Source organism: Psychrobacter lutiphocae DSM 21542, assembly GCF_000382145.1.
Lineage (GTDB): Bacteria > Pseudomonadota > Gammaproteobacteria > Pseudomonadales > Moraxellaceae > Psychrobacter > Psychrobacter lutiphocae.
On record NZ_KB907655.1, the window covers coordinates 2,877 to 19,263 of the forward strand.

11 protein-coding genes are annotated in these 16,387 nt (G+C 41.6%); 5 read left to right on the forward strand and 6 right to left on the reverse strand.

The window, feature by feature from the left end; genetic code table 11:
* The 4 genes from H140_RS15245 to H140_RS0111035 all read right to left on the reverse strand — a co-directional run.
* The coding region (locus H140_RS15245; protein WP_167320795.1) for a transferrin-binding protein-like solute binding protein at positions 1–1,226 on the reverse strand (1,226 nt) is incomplete at its 3' end.
* A gap of 198 nt (positions 1,227–1,424) precedes the next feature.
* The gene (locus H140_RS0111025) at positions 1,425–2,528 is read right to left on the reverse strand and encodes a transferrin-binding protein-like solute binding protein (protein WP_019673713.1); all 1,104 of its coding nucleotides are present in this window, start codon (positions 2,526–2,528) and stop codon (positions 1,425–1,427) included.
* 420 nt (positions 2,529–2,948) lie between these two features.
* A complete protein-coding gene (locus H140_RS0111030) occupies positions 2,949–4,403 on the reverse strand; it encodes an OmpP1/FadL family transporter (RefSeq protein WP_019673714.1) in 1,455 nt (484 codons plus the stop codon).
* Positions 4,404–5,122: 719 nt separating this feature from the next.
* Positions 5,123–5,347 (reverse strand): SlyX family protein, encoded by a 225-nt coding sequence (locus H140_RS0111035; RefSeq protein ID WP_019673715.1) that lies wholly within the window; start codon positions 5,345–5,347, stop codon positions 5,123–5,125.
* 320 nt (positions 5,348–5,667) lie between these two features.
* Here H140_RS0111035 and H140_RS0111040 point away from each other — a divergent pair, with 320 nt between their 5' ends.
* A complete protein-coding gene (locus H140_RS0111040; RefSeq protein ID WP_019673716.1) occupies positions 5,668–7,662 on the forward strand; it encodes an ATP-binding cassette domain-containing protein in 1,995 nt (664 codons plus the stop codon).
* Between the two features lie 317 nt (positions 7,663–7,979).
* Positions 7,980–8,966, forward strand: coding sequence for an LpxL/LpxP family acyltransferase (locus tag H140_RS0111045; protein ID WP_051086898.1), 987 nt, complete (start codon positions 7,980–7,982; stop codon positions 8,964–8,966).
* A gap of 110 nt (positions 8,967–9,076) precedes the next feature.
* On the opposite strand, the gene H140_RS0111050 is transcribed toward H140_RS0111045, so the two are convergent.
* Together H140_RS0111050 and H140_RS0111055 are read right to left on the reverse strand one after the other, a co-directional pair.
* Positions 9,077–10,891 carry a calcium-binding protein gene (locus H140_RS0111050; RefSeq protein WP_019673718.1) on the reverse strand — a complete coding sequence of 605 codons (1,815 nt, stop codon included), beginning with the start codon at positions 10,889–10,891 and terminating at the stop codon, positions 9,077–9,079.
* Positions 10,892–11,092: 201 nt separating this feature from the next.
* A complete protein-coding gene (locus H140_RS0111055; RefSeq protein WP_019673719.1) occupies positions 11,093–12,967 on the reverse strand; it encodes a calcium-binding protein in 1,875 nt (624 codons plus the stop codon).
* Between the two features lie 718 nt (positions 12,968–13,685).
* Here H140_RS0111055 and trpS point away from each other — a divergent pair.
* Genes trpS through scpB form a run of 3 tightly spaced genes read left to right on the forward strand, consistent with a single transcriptional unit; the run spans position 13,686 to position 16,258 of the window.
* On the forward strand, positions 13,686–14,777 hold the full coding sequence (trpS, locus tag H140_RS0111060) for a tryptophan--tRNA ligase (RefSeq protein ID WP_019673720.1): 1,092 nt from the start codon (positions 13,686–13,688) through the stop codon (positions 14,775–14,777).
* 15 nt (positions 14,778–14,792) lie between these two features.
* Positions 14,793–15,701, forward strand: a complete 909-nt coding sequence (locus tag H140_RS0111065) for a segregation and condensation protein A (RefSeq protein ID WP_019673721.1) — start codon at positions 14,793–14,795, stop codon at positions 15,699–15,701.
* Positions 15,701–16,258, forward strand: coding sequence for an SMC-Scp complex subunit ScpB (scpB, locus tag H140_RS0111070; protein ID WP_019673722.1), 558 nt, complete (start codon positions 15,701–15,703; stop codon positions 16,256–16,258). Before H140_RS0111065 ends, scpB begins: the two co-directional genes overlap by 1 nt.
* Positions 16,259–16,387: the final 129 nt, after the last annotated feature.

Here is a 16,387-nt window from a genome sequence, read left to right on the forward strand (position 1 = left end):
GGCGTCGGCTCTGGCGTTGGTACTGGTTCAGGCGTCGGCTCTGGTGTTGGCGTTGGAATATCTTTCATAGCACCGTAAGTACCTTGGGCACCATTACCATCATAGACACCGCCTAGATACTGGGCATCAACACCATAGAAGCCACCTTCAGTTGCATAACCGTTGTTAGCATCCGCAGTGCCTGAGAATTGATTGCCATTGATATCGGCTGTTAATGAAATGTCACCCGCTTTAGCAAAGCTTAGGTCACCTTTAACATTTTTGGCAACAAAGTCAGCAGTAAACACAGATGAACCAAATTCAATCTCATTACCTAAGCCCAGCTTACGATAGGTCGCATCACCTGTATAATTCGCTGTACCTTCGGTTGGTACGTTGGCCGCTTGTGTAGCATTACCAAGCACAGCCACGCCATCTACTGGAATTTCCATGCCGTTAAGACTGGCTGCACCGTCAATATGACCAGTGCGCATCATGTCATCATAGTCTTTATAAACTGAGGTATATTCTAAAGGTAGGTCACCTAAAGCAGTCGGAATAGAAGTGCTGTCATCATGACTCATATAGCCATCAGCAAGTACTTTATCACCCTCTCCTGAGATATTGACATCCACTTTAGGTAGTAAGTTATCAGAAGCAATGTCAGCTCGAGCGATAACATTGTCTTCACCAATGTCAAAATCACGTGTGGTCACAGTAAAGTCGCTTGGCAACCCAGCGGCTGTTGTACCAACATTGATAGATTGTACACCTGATTTATTAGATTCAGGTTCTGCAGGGGTTTCAGGCTCTGCAGGGGTTTCAGGTTCTGCAGGGGTTTCAGGCTGCGCTGGTGCTTCAGGCTCGGCTGGAGTCTCAGGCTCTGCAGGAGTTTCAGGCTCTGGTTCTGGTGCTTCAGGCTGCGCTGGTGCTTCAGGCTGCGCTGGTGCTTCAGGCTCGGCTGGAGTCTCAGGCTCTGCAGGAGTTTCAGGCTCTGGTTCTGGTGTCGGTTCAGACTCACCACCACTATCGGTATCTGGCTTAGCGTCATTATTTTCTACTTGATTACCTGAGTTGTTTTCAGGTTGTAGGGAATCTAGATTTGATGTTGGATACTGGTATTGATCACTGTCTGATCCACAAGAGGCTAAAATTACAGATGAAATAAGCAATACACTTGCTTTAAGAGGAGTACTTAATTTTTTTGATGGAGTCTTAGTTACGATTGAATGGTCGAGAGATGACATTTGGGTTCCTCCTTGGAAGGGTTTGATAAGTCCATTAATATTTCTATGCGTGGCAATAAAAGCTTGAATTGATATGTAATACTACCGTTTGTAGGTAGGCTGGTACGTAATCTCAGCCTACCTACTTACATTAATTCTGATATAAATTTACTATTAAAGTAATGTTAATTGTTATATCACATATTAACCATACTATATTTACTGTTTGGCAGCGCCGTAAGTACCTTGGCCTTTATCAGTTTGATAGATACCACCTAAGAAATCAGCATTACCACCATAGAAGCCACCTTCAGTATTACTGCCTGAAAACTTGTTACCACTAATGGTTGCGTTAATATCTACACCACCAGCTACAGACAACTTGCCACTGACAGATTTTCCTGCAAAATCTACATTAAAGCTAGAAGTACCAAATTCAATAGAGTTGCCTAATCCTAAGTCACGATATGTGGCATCACCAATATAGCTAGCTGTACCCTCTGTCGGCATATTCTCAACTTTGGTAGCATTACCAAGCACAGCCACACCATCTACTGGCAGATCTAAGCCACTGAAAGTTGCTTTGCCATTAATATGACCAATACGCATCACGGTATCAAAGTCTTTGTAGACAGAAGCGTACTCTAGTGGTAACTTCTGACCTAGTGCTTCAACTTCTGCGCTATCATTATGAAGTTTAAAGCCATTACCTCCTGGCGCTGCACCATCACCACTAGCTGATGTAGTAACAGGTACTTTACCTAATAAATCTTCAGAAGCTAAGTCTGCTCTCGCCACAACACTCGTATCACTAATAGTAAAATCTCGTGTCGTAACTTTAAATACTTTATTCAATGGGACAACATCAACATTAATGGCCTGTACACCAGTCTTCGTTGATTCAGGATCTGCTTTTTGTGGAGGAGTAGGATTAGATCCTTCTGATTCCTGAGCATCTGAACCAGCACCTGTATTTGAGTCTGTACCAGCGTCTGTATTTGAGTCTGTACCAGCGTCTGTATTTGAGTCTGTACCAGTGTCTGTATTTGAGTCTGTACCAGTGTCTGTATTTGAGTCTGTACCAGTGTCTGTGTTTGAGTCTGTACCAGTGTCTGTGTTTGAATCTGTACCAGTATCCGTGTTTGAACCTGTATTCTCTGAGCTTACTGCTCCAGGGTAGTAGTAAGTTGAGCTACTATCTAAACCACAAGCAGCAAGAATGATAGACGAAATAAGAATTACGCCTGCTTTAAGAGGTGTATTAAGCTTTTTGATTGAATCAGATGAGTTGTTCGTTGAGACAGAATGAGTATTAGGTAACATTCAGTTTCCTCCATGAAATAGGTGAGTAAAGTCCATATGATAAATTTGTGCGTACTAAGCACCTTAGATAAGGTAATATCTAATCAAAATACAAACCTTTAGTCAACATATAATTAATTTAATTGTATCAAAATATTTAAAACAACACCTGTAATATCAATGCATAACCTAGCTGGTACCATCGCATACCGCTAAAATTTGGACACTAATGTGAGTATAACAATACCTTCAAACATGTTTTTTTATCCTCAAGTATGGTCTTTAGAGCCGATTACAAGGTGTTCGATTGCTAACAGCTGATATTCATCTTATTTGTCCATAAAAAAAGGCAACTTAACTTTAAGCTGCCTTTTTTATTATTTGCTCAATTATTTATTTGTTCATTTATGCCTTGCATACTTTTTTTGACTTGTTGGTTAGTTATTTATCTTGATAAGATAGTTTAACACCCACGATATAACCATCGTTATTTTTGAAGCGACTAACAATATTGCCGTTAGGGATCTTACCTTTGGCATCACCAAACATTAAGTATTTGCCACCAGCTGAAATCGCCCAGTTTTCATCAAAGTTATACTTAGCACCCAGACCAACACTGTAATAGCCTTCAATTGGACCTAATGAAGTGACTGGGTCACCGGCACCACTATCCCAGCCCACCGTACCAGAGATGGCTAAATTTGGTGCTACACGCTTAGCTAAGCCTAACTCAACAAGCCATTGGTCATCATCATAATCAACTAGGTTTAAGCCTTTAGGGCCGTAGTTAACTTTTGATGCTGTGTTATATAAAGGTGGTGTAATTTTGAAGTTACCCCAAGGTACCCAGCGTACTTTTGCGGTAGCCAGAGTCGTTGGATTAATCCCTGTTTGGAAGTTAAAGTTAACTGACTCAGGGGTTTTTACTTGCATCTTCCCAGTATAGTGTGGGTCGTTGCCCAACAAAGCGGCCAGCGGCAAGTTTTCACCAGTATCAACATGATGTTTAATTTCAGAGCGATAAGTTAACGCCGCTTTTAGGGCAATCTCAGGTTTACTATAAGAGATACCCGCGATCCAACCATAATCGGTATCACGGTTGATTTTTAAATCATAGTTGGTCGCCGTTTCATAGGCGTCGCCACGTAGTGCAACCTTTGCTTTTAAGCGCTGCAACACAGGACCACCATAGACTTGGAAGTTGTTGTTTTCACCAAACTTCATCCCCAATAGGCCAGTAATATTATCTGAGCGTACTTCTACTTTAGTAGGGCTTGTGTTAGAAAGCGTTGTATCTAGCACACCTTCTAAACCTTTTAGTTTTTGATACTGAGCTTCGCCTGCTGCCAATTGTGCTTTACCCGCTTCAATTTGAGGCGTTAATTCAGAAGCTAAACCTGGATTTGCTTGTAGAGCAGCTTCGGCTTGTGCCAATTGCTGACGACCAGCTTCTATCTTTTGCCCTGTGTCAGCCACATAACCCTTAAATCCAGCAACGTCAGTAATGCCTTGCGCGCCCAATCTTGATGCAATTAAGCCATTTACAACTTTAATGGGTGAGCCAACAAAGTCGTTGTTACCATGATAGTCAGCAGCAGCGCCCCAAGGCTCATCATAGATGACACCAATACTAAAGGTGTCGTTAATGTCTGTTTTGACACCAAAGTTAAAAAAGTCATACGGCTCGGCAATGTCTTTTACTTTGTTGCCAGAAGCGTCACGTCCAGTGACGTCCGCATTAATAAAGGCATAAGACGCTTCAGCGTAAGTGCCGTCTTGCAAAAATGAGGTCATATCTTGGCCTGAGCGTTCTAGGCCGGCAGCAGACGCTAAGCTGCAAGCAGACAAAACGGCAACAGCAGAGATAAGAGGCTTTATCTTAAAGGATGAGCGCATGAGTTTCTCCAAACTTCCATTTATAGGATTGAGGTTAAAATATTATGAGTGGAAATCACATAATATAAGTAGATAAGGGATGATTAGTTATTAATATCAGTTGCTATTAGGGATACAAATGATATTAAAGATACAAACTAGGGATTATTTAGCGCCTAACACCTAAGCAGGATACTGACAACTGTCATTAGCTGACATCTGTAATTAACAGTTAACAGACTTAAATGTAATTAAAGGGGCTAGTTTTGTGATAATAGTAGCTAACTCCGTAATAAATTGCAACATTTTGATATAATTATATTTTTTTAAATTTTTGATAATTCTCCTTATTTTATCTAAATTAACACTGACTTTATTTTTTAATTAATAACTATAATTATTAGATTTTAATAAAATATAGGACTTACGCACGAATAGATATTATGGCAACTGGTAATCATTTATGTATTCTCTGTCTGAAGGTAGAGCCAGACGCTCCATAAATAATAACCAGTCGCTTTTAAAGCCTTGAAATTGAACTTTTACGTAAGTCCTAAAAATAAAACAACTGCTGAGATTTTTTCTTGATCTTTTTTTCGCCAATAATCATCAGTTTTTTGTTTATACATTGCCTAATGTTGATTATGGTACTAAAGCTCTGGTTACGTTCATTTACGTTTACGTTTACGTTGCTACTATATCTGTTGCATTGCTATATATACTTAATAATGAGAGGTATATTAATAATGAGGGGGTACTTCAGCCGCCGCATCAAAAGGCGCTATTTCAGAATCTCCCTGCCCGTTTATCTGGCTATACATCAGTTGTAGCTGTCTGTGCATATCCTGAAGCTGCTTGTCTTGCTTGGCGACCACTGCATCTAGACTATCGACAGTTAACTCTAGATAAGCGACACTGGCTTGTAATTCAGCAATTTTTTGTTCTGCATCCTGTTGTTGAGTCACTCTGCTACTCCTACTGTTTTTAGTTAGCACTGTTTTTAGTTAGCACTGTTTTTAGTTAGCACTGTTTTTAGTTAGCACTGCTTTTAGTTAGCACTGCTTTTGCCTTTTAGGCAAGCTCAAGGGTATTGACTTATTATGCGCTTATTATAGCCAGTCACTGGCAGAAAATCTGCTATAACCCGTCATTAAATTAGGAAACAAGCTTCATTAAGGTATGAAACAAGCTACGCATGATATACTGTGTTCCATAAAACTTATAAACCATTTAGAGGTTAACTCATCAATACGTTAACTTATACACTTACGGTAAACAAATACATATGGCAGTTATTAACTTAAAAAATATCCATTTAGCCTTTGGCGTTGCACCTATTTTGGATGGCGTTGACCTTAGTATCGAGGCAGGTGAGCGTGTCTGTCTTATCGGGCGCAATGGTGAAGGCAAATCTACTTTGTTCAAACTCATTGAGGGTAGCATCACGCCTGACAGTGGCGAGGTTATTATAAATAGTGGTATCAAAGTTGCCATGTTAGAGCAAGATGTTCCTGAAAGCTGTGGGCGCATCTTGGATATTGTGATGGGCGGTGACAAAAAAACGGCTGCGCTATTAATTGCTTATCATAAAAAGGCAGACGCCTGTGCAGCAGGTGATATGGATGCCTGTGACGCCATGTCCAATTTACAGCACGATATTGATGCCAAACATGGCTGGGATTTAGAACGTGAAGCCCGTCAGATTATTACTACTATGGGGCTTGACCCCGAAGACGATCTGTCATCACTATCTGGAGGACGAAAGCGTCGGGTGCTGCTGGCACGTGCCTTGGTGACTAAGCCAAATATTCTATTACTTGATGAACCAACGAACCACTTGGATGTCGCCAGCATCGAATGGCTAGAGCAGTTTTTAAAAGACTGGCAAGGGCTAACCCTACTCTTTATTACTCATGATAGGGCCTTTGTCGATAAACTAGCCACCCGTATTATTGAGCTGGATAGAGGAAAGCTCTCCAGCTATGACGTCAGTCAAGGTGTTGGCGGCTATGCCCGTTACCAAGAGTTAAAAGAGCAACAACTGCTGGCAGAAGAAAAAAATAATGCCAACTTTGATAAAAAATTAGCCCAAGAAGAAGTTTGGATTCGACAAGGTATCAAAGCACGTCGCACCCGTAATGAAGGTCGTGTACGCGATTTAAAAAAGCTACGTGAAGAGCGAAAACAGCGCCGTGAACAAGTCGGTAATGTGAATATCACCATGACCAGTGGTGACAAAAGTGGCAAACTGGTGTGTAAAGTGAAAAACTTACATCTGGAATATGACGGCAACGTCTTGGTTGACGACTTTAGCACCACCATCATCCGTGGTGATAAAATCGGTATTATTGGCCCTAATGGTGCGGGTAAAACCACCTTAATCAAAGCCATTTTGGGTGAGTCTGATAAAGATGTGATCAAAACGGGTAGCGTCACTTTGGGCACCAATTTACAAATCGCTTTCTTTGATCAGCTGCGTGACCAATTAGATCTTGAGGCCAGTGTGGCGCAAAACGTGTCTGAAGGCTCAGACTTTATTGAAGTTGGTGGCAAAAAAACCCACATCATGAGTTACTTACAAGACTTCTTATTTGCCCCTGAACGTGCCCGTACACCTGTCAAAGCCTTATCTGGCGGTGAGCGCAACCGTGTATTATTGGCCAAGCAGCTGCTTAAGCCTGCCAATATCTTGGTGCTCGATGAGCCAACCAACGACTTAGACATGGCTACCCTTGAGCTATTAGAAGAGTCGGTCGCCAACTTCAATGGCAGCATCTTGCTCATTAGCCATGACCGTGCCTTTATGGACAATGTGGTCACCTCAACTTGGGTCTTTGACAAAAATGAACAAGGCAATGGCATTGTCAAAGAGTATGTCGGTGGTTATCAAGATTATCTGGCGCAAAAGCAGCGTGAAGACAGCCTCAACAAAAAAGCAACGGCTAATACCGTCTCAACCGATAGTCGTCCTAATGACAACAAAGCAGACAACAAAAACAGTAATAACAAAAACAACCAAGCAACTGAACCAACTCCCGTAGTGGCTAAAAAGTCAGCAACTCCACGCAAGCTAAGCTATAACGAACAGCGTGAACTTGAAGCCCTACCCAAGCAAATTGAAGCGCTTGAAGCCGAGCAAACTGCACTTCAAGATAAGCTGGCTGACGGCTCATGGTTTACCACAGACTTAGAAGCAGCTACCGCAGCCAGTGAACGCTTAGCAGAGATTGATGAGGAGCTGATGTTAAAGCTTGAGCGCTGGGCTGAACTAGAAGGCTAAAAGCAGCGCCTTTTTATATCGCCACGTATCATCTGGCCATTTAATATTCACTAACCTAATAATCGACTATGAGTAACTCTAATAACAGCACCAATACATCAGCGAATGTCTCAGCAAGCACCTTAGCAAATAAGCCAGCTGATACATCAACGCAGCTTGATAGCGCAGGTCAAACCGGTGCGACTGTGCAGCGCTTTGACCCCAACCGTACAAGTCAGGCAAGCAAATCAGAGCCGATGAGTGAGGCGGATGTATTAAGGGTGTCTGGACAACAGCAATCCCAGCCCAAAATCAAACCGCAGCCCATTCCAGCAGGCATGCCAACCATTAGTGAAAACCATAAACAAACGCACATGGCAGACAAAAAGCCGTTTGAGCGTGAGTTTTTGGCACCCAAATACTGGCCGATCTGGCTGAGTGCTACTGCTATTTATCCCTTTATATACACACCACTTAGCGTCCAATTTTGGCTTGGTCGTCAAATGGGAAAAGCCTTTTACCACTTACTAGGCAGCCGCCGTAAAACCACTTTGATTAACTTAAAACTGGCCTTCCCTGAAAAAACCGAGGCAGAACGGGTACGCATAGCAAAACAAGTCTTTGTGAATCAAGGTATTGGTATTTTTGAAACCCTGTGTGCTTGGTTTCGTCCAAATGTATTTACTCGCACCATTTCAATCTCAGGATTACAGCATTTGGTTGCCGCCCAGCAAGCTGGAAAAGCTGTACTATTACTAGGTGGCCACTATACAATGCTTGACTTGGGCGGTCGCTTATTTACCCAATTTGCACCCGTTGACTGTGTCTATCGACCTCAGAATAATAAATTGTTAGAGTGGTTTATTTATAATGGCCGCCGTAAAATATTTGATGAGCAAATTGAGTATCGCAATATGCGTAAGCTGATTAGCCGTTTAAAACAAGGTAAAATTATCTGGTACTCTCCTGATCAAGATTACGGCTTAAAACATGGGGTGATGGCACCTTTCTTTGGGGTTCCTGCCGCTACGTTAACCGCACCCAGACGCATTGCCCGCATGGGCGATAAGTCTAATCCACCAGCATTAATGGCACTGCACACTTATCGTCAAAGTCCTGCCAAATTGCGCCGTGGCAAACGTCCACACTATCATCTGACCATCACCCCTGCCCTTGAGGATTATCCGAGTAAGGATGAGGTGGCTGATGCCAAGCGTATTAACGATATTATCGAAGGCTTAATTCGTATCGACCCAACCCAGTGGATGTGGTTTCACAGGCGCTTTAAAAATAGTGAGAAAGGGCGTACCCATTATTATGATTAGTGGCTACAAACAGGCGTATTTGATAAAAAAAGACAGCACTTACAATTAAGCGCTGTCTTTTTTTATTCTGAAATCTTTACCCTAAAAAATCCAGACTATACACAACAGAACTACACAATAACCGATGAAGCCAACACATCATCCACTGTCGAGTTTAACACTGTCAAATAGTCATAGCTGGTCAAGTTCACCACCACGTCTACCCCATACTGTACCGTCTGTTGTACAAGGTCGGTGACACTGGTAAATAAGTCGGACGAAAACTGGATAATATCCTGATAACCCACGTCATTGTTGAAGTCTGCTATCGTATCTGATCCAGATTCTGAACCAATCACAAAGATATCATGACCAATGCCACCCACTAGCCAATCGTTACCAGTACCACTGACTAAGACATCATTACCTTCAGCACCATATAGTTTGTCATTGCCGCCCAAGCTAAGAATCACATCGTCACCTTCACCGCCATGCAATACATCTGATGACTCTGTACCAATAATCATGTCATTGCCAGCACGTCCAAATACCACGTTACCAGTTAATTGATCATTACTATCTGTACCCTCGACATGATCGCTGTAGCTTTTATCTTTATTATCAAACCACTTCATAATCGGGCGGGTGTCAACCAGTCCAGTGTCACCGATATCATAGTTATTAAGATGGCTTAACAGCTCTTTTTCAAAACTAATAGATTCCACATTGTTGGCTTCAACCAGATTAATACTGTCTGCATCTTTATCGACAAAGAATAAGGTGTCGTCTGCCATTTTAAACACATCCCACTCATGGCTGCGACCCGCAATGCGCACTTGGTCATGACCCTCATTGCCATCGACATGATCGACACCGATGCCAGCTTTAATAACGTCATTTCCCTTACCAGCATCAATATAATCAAAGTTGCTACCACCAGCAATCAGGTCATCATGCTCCGTGCCAATCAAAAAGGCAGCACTGCCATAGTGATTAGAGCTTGGTGACCTGTCATCTTCAACCCAAGTAAATCCACGCTGAAAGGCACTCAAATGAGAGACTACCACTGTGCTGTCTCTTTGGGTATGCTCATAGAAGGCTGAATTACTAATACGGGCAATGGCATCGGAATCCATACCAACAGTATGCGCATTCCAGCTTGAGGCGATATTTAAAAAAGAGAATACATTTAAGTCCCAACCAGGCGAGGCATAATGGTCGCTAAACAACACTAAGTTATCGGTCGAGCTGTCAAAGTTTCTGTTAGGGTTAACAAAACAGGGATCTAGTGCGTTAACTGCTGAAATAAAATCTGGCTCATCACCTGTGATACGATGCACTACATCGTTTTCATAACCAATATTTAACACCACTCCCGGCTCTTCATAAATAGTGGGTACGGCAAAAGCTACAAAATCAGACTCAGTAAAAAAGCCTTCTGCCAATACCTGACGCTCGGCAGCAATCACATTGGTCACAGCAGCACCTAGACTATAACCACTGACCACCACATCACTGCCCTCTAAGCCATTGGCCACCGCAAAGTCTTTCACCAATAATAAAATCGGATCAAGCAACTCTGATCCTTCTCGGCTATTTAGATTAAGATAATCAAGCACATCAATGATATTATTAGTGCCTGCAATATTAAGATGAATGCGGGTTAAGTCGCCGGCATCATTATATTGACCAAATATTTTGGCTTGCGGACCACCTTCTAAATCACCAGTATAAAAGCTTTTAATTTTAAAAAATCCTAAGCTATCTAGCAAATCATTGCTGACACCTAAATCACTGGGCGACAACTCACGCACTTGACCTAAATTAATCTCCGCCTGACCTGCCTCATCACCGACCAGTCGAGTATAAGCTGTTACTGCAAACGTCTCTTGTACTAACTGTCTTGAGCCCTCTGAGCTATAATTTTTATAATCGAACATTCCCATTCACATATATCCTTATATTGTGGGCAAACTATTAATTTCCATGTATTTTTACTTAAGAATAGTTAAATTATAATACAGGGTAAACATAAAAAAAGACAACACTTGATTGCAAGTATTGTCTTTTTTATACTGTTTTATGATTTTTATCTTTACAATCACTGTTTTTGATTGTTAAGAGCTGTTCTAGTTTTAGGTTAAAAATCAAACAATAACCGATGAAGCCAACACATCATCCACTGTCGAGTTTAATATTGTCAGATAATCAGTCGTATTAAAGGTGATTAGTACGTCCGTTGTCGATTGAACGACATTACTGATTAATGATGTCATATCACTGAACAGCTCTGATGAGAACTGAAGCATGTCTTGATAGCCACTATCGTTGTTAAAATCTTTGATGACATCATTTCCAGATAAGGCATCAAAGACAAATGTATCATTGCCTACTCCGCCGATTAAGACATCATCACCTGCTCCGCCATCAATAAAATCATCACCTTCAGCGCCATAGACGCGATCATTGCCTCCCATCGCCATGATGACATCATCGCCACGTCCTGCATGTAAAATATCGGCCTTGCTAGTACCGGTGACAGTATCGTTACCTTCACGAGCGAAAACAGTTTGACCGATGAGCACGTCATTTCCTTCACTGCCTTCTAAGTGATCTAAAAACTCTTTGTCACCATTATCAAACCACTTCATTAAAAAACGGTTGTCCTGCAAACCAGTGTCAGTAATTTCATAATTATTGATATGACTGGCTATTTCACCGTTGAAGCTGACTGATTCAACATTGTCTGCTTCTACTAAATTTATGCCGTCTTTATCAACAAAGAATAAGGTGTCATCTTGCATCTGATACACATCCCATTCTTTACCACGTCCTTCGATGCGCACTTCATCAATACCGGAACCTCCATCAACATGATCAACACCGATTCCTGCTTTTATAATGTCATTTCCTCGTCCAGCATCGATATAGTCGAAGTTGTTGCCGCCCGCTATTTTATCACCATACTGAGTACCTATTAAAAAGGCTGAGGTGCCAAAGTGGCTTGAACTGGTAGGGGCAGCATCATCTTCGACCCATACCATCCCTCGGTTAATAGCACTTAGATCGGATACAATCACGGTGCTGTCTTGTTTGGTATCTTCGTAAAATGAAGAATCAATTACTCGAGAAATAGCATCTGTGGTAATACCGTTAATATGCGCATACCATCCTGTTGGGATATTTAAAAATGTAAATGGACTGATATCCCATATTGGAGAAGCATAGACATCGTTATAGAGTACAAAGTTATCAGTCGTACTGCTAAATTCTTTGTCTGGATTACCAAAACCGAAGTCCATCGCTTGAATGGCACTTAAGAAGTCTGGCTCATTGCCAGTAATACGATGCGTTACATCATTTTCATAACCGACGTTTAATACCACATCACCATTGTCATAAACTGTCGGCACTGCATGAGCAATAAAGTCTGATTCAGTAAAAAATCCATCTACTAGATTTTCTCTTTCAGCCGCCAGTACATTGGTAACAGATGCTCCTAAACTATAGCCACTAAAAACCACATCAGTAGCTTCAAGCCCATTATCAAGGGCAAAATCACGTACCATCTCAAGAATAGGCTCATATAGCTCCACCCCTTCGCGACTATTTAAATTTAGATAATCAAGCACATCAGTGATAGCATTGGTACCAGCCACGTTAAAGTTGATGCGAACCAAATCTCCTGCTTCATCATACTGCCCAAAAATTTTAGCCTGAGGTCCTGGCAATGCTGTTCCACTATAAAGACTTGGAATAGTAAAGTAACCAGCATGATCTACAAGGTCTTCACTAACGCCAAAATCAGTTGACGTAAGCTCCATCCATCCATCGGGTATGCCGACATTAGTATCATTGGCAAATAAGTCACCCGTAAGTGTACCGAGTAAATTAAGGGCATCTACGCCTGGTATAAAATTGAAAAAGTTATACGAATTGGTATATGCAGCCAGTTTACTGGTATCTTCTACCAATTGCGAAGCGTCATCACTTGAATAGTTTTTGTAATCGAACATGCCCATAGAATTGTATCCTTACATAGTGGGATGAGGGGTAGTGGAAAAATTTGATATATTTTAGGAAGGAGAAATAGCTTTCATGAGATAGCGCTTTGTCCCTAAGTGCGCTATTGAATGAAAATATAATTCAAAATTTTTAAATAATCAACTTAAAAATATAATTAAGACTATGTTAAAATTAACATCAAACTATTTGGAATGAGTTTAAAATATAATTAAATTCACGTCAGTCTGATAATTATTGAACTCCCATTCAGAAAAACAACAAAGATTTGATATACTGTCTCATTAAATTTTTAGAGGTATATTCATACTTTGAAATTTGACTACTAGGCTCTGTTGAACATTCAAATGTGTAACTGGCGGAGGCTATTTTTTAGGCAATATGCAGGGAAGTTTTTGACGCTTAGTCATTCTAAGTTAGAACCCTTAATTATTGAAAGTCGCAATATATTGACAAAAAATAGCGCCGCCCCTGAGAACGGATTAAGTAAAGCACTGCTTTGCCCGTTCGCAAGGCGAGAGCTGTGCTCGAGTGAGGGCTGATACTAAAATTACCCCAAACGTTGTTATAGACCTAGCTAAGGTCTAGGCATTATCGTCAGTTTACGCCTAGTTTGGAACAATTTTAGCTATCAGCAGTCCTAATATTTGAATGTTCAACAGACCCTAACCTGACCTATAACAATTCAAACAAGCTATTTTATAAATCGGGAACATTATGAGCCACACTAATGCCAATCAAACACAAACAACCTCAATAGACAATCAACCAAAACGCATCTTAACTGGCGTCACCACCACAGGTATTCCGCATTTAGGCAACTATGTAGGGGCGATTCGCCCTGCCATTCAATCAGCGCAAAATGGCAATGATGACGACCAATCATTTTTCTTCTTAGCTGACTATCACAGTATTATCAAATGCTCAGATCCAAAACAGATCCACGAATCGACCAAAGCCATTGCTGCCACTTGGCTGGCGTGTGGCTTAGACCCAGAAAAAGTGGTTTTTTATCGTCAATCTGATGTGCCTGAAATCCCTGAGCTGGCTTGGATTTTAAACTGCTCATGCTCAAAGGGTCTAATGAACCGTGCCCATGCTTATAAAGCTGCGGTCGATGCCAATAATGAAAAAGCTGATGTAGATCCTGATCATGGGATTACCATGGGTCTATTTGGTTATCCAGTGTTGATGGCGGCCGATATCTTGATGTTTAATGCCACCCATGTGCCTGTGGGTCGGGACCAAATTCAACACGTAGAAATGGCACGTGATATCGCGGGTACCTTTAACCATAAATACAAGTCTTTATTTACCCTGCCCTCTGCCGTAGTAGATGACAATGTTGCCTTACTGACTGGCTTGGATGGACGTAAAATGAGTAAAAGCTATGGGAATACCATTCCACTATTTGGTGACGGCAATCCACAAGTAGATCCAGAAAAACAAATGCGTAAAGCCATTATGCAAATTGTTACCAACTCACAAGCCCCCGAAGAGCCAAAAGATCCAGACGACTCTGTTATCTTTGAAATTTATCAAGCTTTTGCAACGCCCGCTGAGATTGCAGACTTACGTAGTCAATATGAATCAGGTATCGCATGGGGTGATGCTAAGCAAATTTTATTTGAAAAAATTAACGGTGAAATCGCACCATTCCGTGAGCGCTATTTTGAGCTAATGGCCAATCCAAAAGAGCTGGAAGAAATCCTACTGATGGGCGCAGAAAAAGCACGCCGTCACAGCCGAAAACAGCTGGATAAAACCCGCCGTGCTATCGGTATCAAGCCACTTGCCAAGCTTAAATAGTACGTCACGATTTATATGCCAAATGCATTAGCAGTAATATCGACAACTGACGCAACAACCAAAAATGCAACTGAACTGGCTGTTCGCATTTACACCACGCCAGTACAGTCTTTGCCTGAGGATTTATACATTCCACCCCAGGCATTTGCTATTTGGCTAGAGCAGTTTGAAGGACCGCTCGACTTTTTATTGTATCTGGTCAAAAAGAATAACTTTGACATCACAGATACCGCTATCTTGCCGATAACTGAGCAGTATCTGGCATATATTGAAGAGCTTGATGCTGATCATTTTGAGTTGGCTGGGGATTATCTACTGATGGCCTCCACTTTAATAGCCATAAAGACTGAGCTGTTACTGCCTGTGCCTGAAAAAGTAGAGGACGAACGTGATCCTAAAGCAGAACTGATTGCTCGCTTAGAAGACTATGCACAGATTAAGGAAGCCGCCCGCCGCCTGGATAATTTAATTCGGCTTGAGCGTGATGTGTTTTTGGCCATGGCAAGTATGCCAGATCCAGAGGTGATGGCCGCTGAGTTACCCAAATATGCACCAGAAATGCTGGTCGAAAGTTTGCTAAAAATGCAGCTAAAGCCTGACTATCAGATGCACAGTATTAAAGTTGATCCTGTGCCATTATCAGACCGTATTGCCAGTATCAGCCGTCAACTCAGTGAACGTGGTGAGGGCACCTTTATTGAGCTACTCGATAAACGTCAGGGTCGTCTTGGTGTGGTCGTCAGCTTTGTGGCAGTGCTTGAGCTGATGAAGCGGCATCTTGTTGATGTAGTAACTGATATGGCTGGAGATAGTACGTCAACCACTCATACATCTGACAACTCAAAAGTCTTAAATGCCGTAGATGATTACAGGGACTCAATTTCATACAACCTATCTTCATTGATCTTCAAGTGGGTAGCATAATGGTTAAACAAACAACTAAAGAAGCCACTGATTTAAATCGTTATGACCAATTAAGCCGTCGTATCGAGGTATTATTACACGCTTCAGAAACACCGCTTACCGCTACTCAACTCAAAAAGTATTTGTCACTCTCCAAGCAAGAGCTTGAGACGGCTCTGGTAGTGCTACAACAACGCCTGACCACAGGAGTATTGAATGTCACTGAATCTGCCAGTGGCTATCGGCTCCAGATTCGCAGTGAATATAGTGGGCTTATTCAAGAGGTTTTTCCGCAGCGGTTAGAGAATTTAAGTCAGGCGTTACTTGAAACCTTAAGCGTCATTGCTTATAAACAGCCTGTCACCCGTAGTGATATTGAACAAGTGCGTGGGGTGACGGTGTCTAGTAATATTTTAAGACAACTGTTTGATAAAGGTTGGATAATCGAAAAAGGTTATCGCGAAACCTTAGGTCGCCCTGCCCTATTGTATACAACACCTGAGTTTTTGGACGCTTTTGGGCTTGAAAATTTAGACCAGCTTCCGCCCTTGCCCGATTTGAATTTGGAAGATAGCTAATTTATTCAAGATAACTAATTTATCCAAAAATTAGGGTATGCTGTCACATGGAATGCAGTTTACTAATACCAAATCTGAAAATTAAGATATCGAGGAAAAAGAGTGCAAACGCTACAAGTAGTAGGTTTA

Bases quoted from the DNA above. Each gene is read 5' to 3' on its own strand.
- H140_RS0111025 (WP_019673713.1), bottom strand. From the start codon at position 2,528: ATGTTACCTAATACTCATTCTGTCTCAACGAACAACTCATCTGATTCA.
- H140_RS0111030 (WP_019673714.1), bottom strand. From the start codon at position 4,403: ATGCGCTCATCCTTTAAGATAAAGCCTCTTATCTCTGCTGTTGCCGTT.
- H140_RS0111040 (WP_019673716.1), top strand. From the start codon at position 5,668: ATGGCAGTTATTAACTTAAAAAATATCCATTTAGCCTTTGGCGTTGCA.
- H140_RS0111045 (WP_051086898.1), top strand. From the start codon at position 7,980: ATGCCAACCATTAGTGAAAACCATAAACAAACGCACATGGCAGACAAA.
- H140_RS0111050 (WP_019673718.1), bottom strand. From the start codon at position 10,891: ATGGGAATGTTCGATTATAAAAATTATAGCTCAGAGGGCTCAAGACAG.
- H140_RS0111055 (WP_019673719.1), bottom strand. From the start codon at position 12,967: ATGGGCATGTTCGATTACAAAAACTATTCAAGTGATGACGCTTCGCAA.
- trpS (WP_019673720.1), top strand. From the start codon at position 13,686: ATGAGCCACACTAATGCCAATCAAACACAAACAACCTCAATAGACAAT.
- H140_RS0111065 (WP_019673721.1), top strand. From the start codon at position 14,793: ATGCCAAATGCATTAGCAGTAATATCGACAACTGACGCAACAACCAAA.
- scpB (WP_019673722.1), top strand. From the start codon at position 15,701: ATGGTTAAACAAACAACTAAAGAAGCCACTGATTTAAATCGTTATGAC.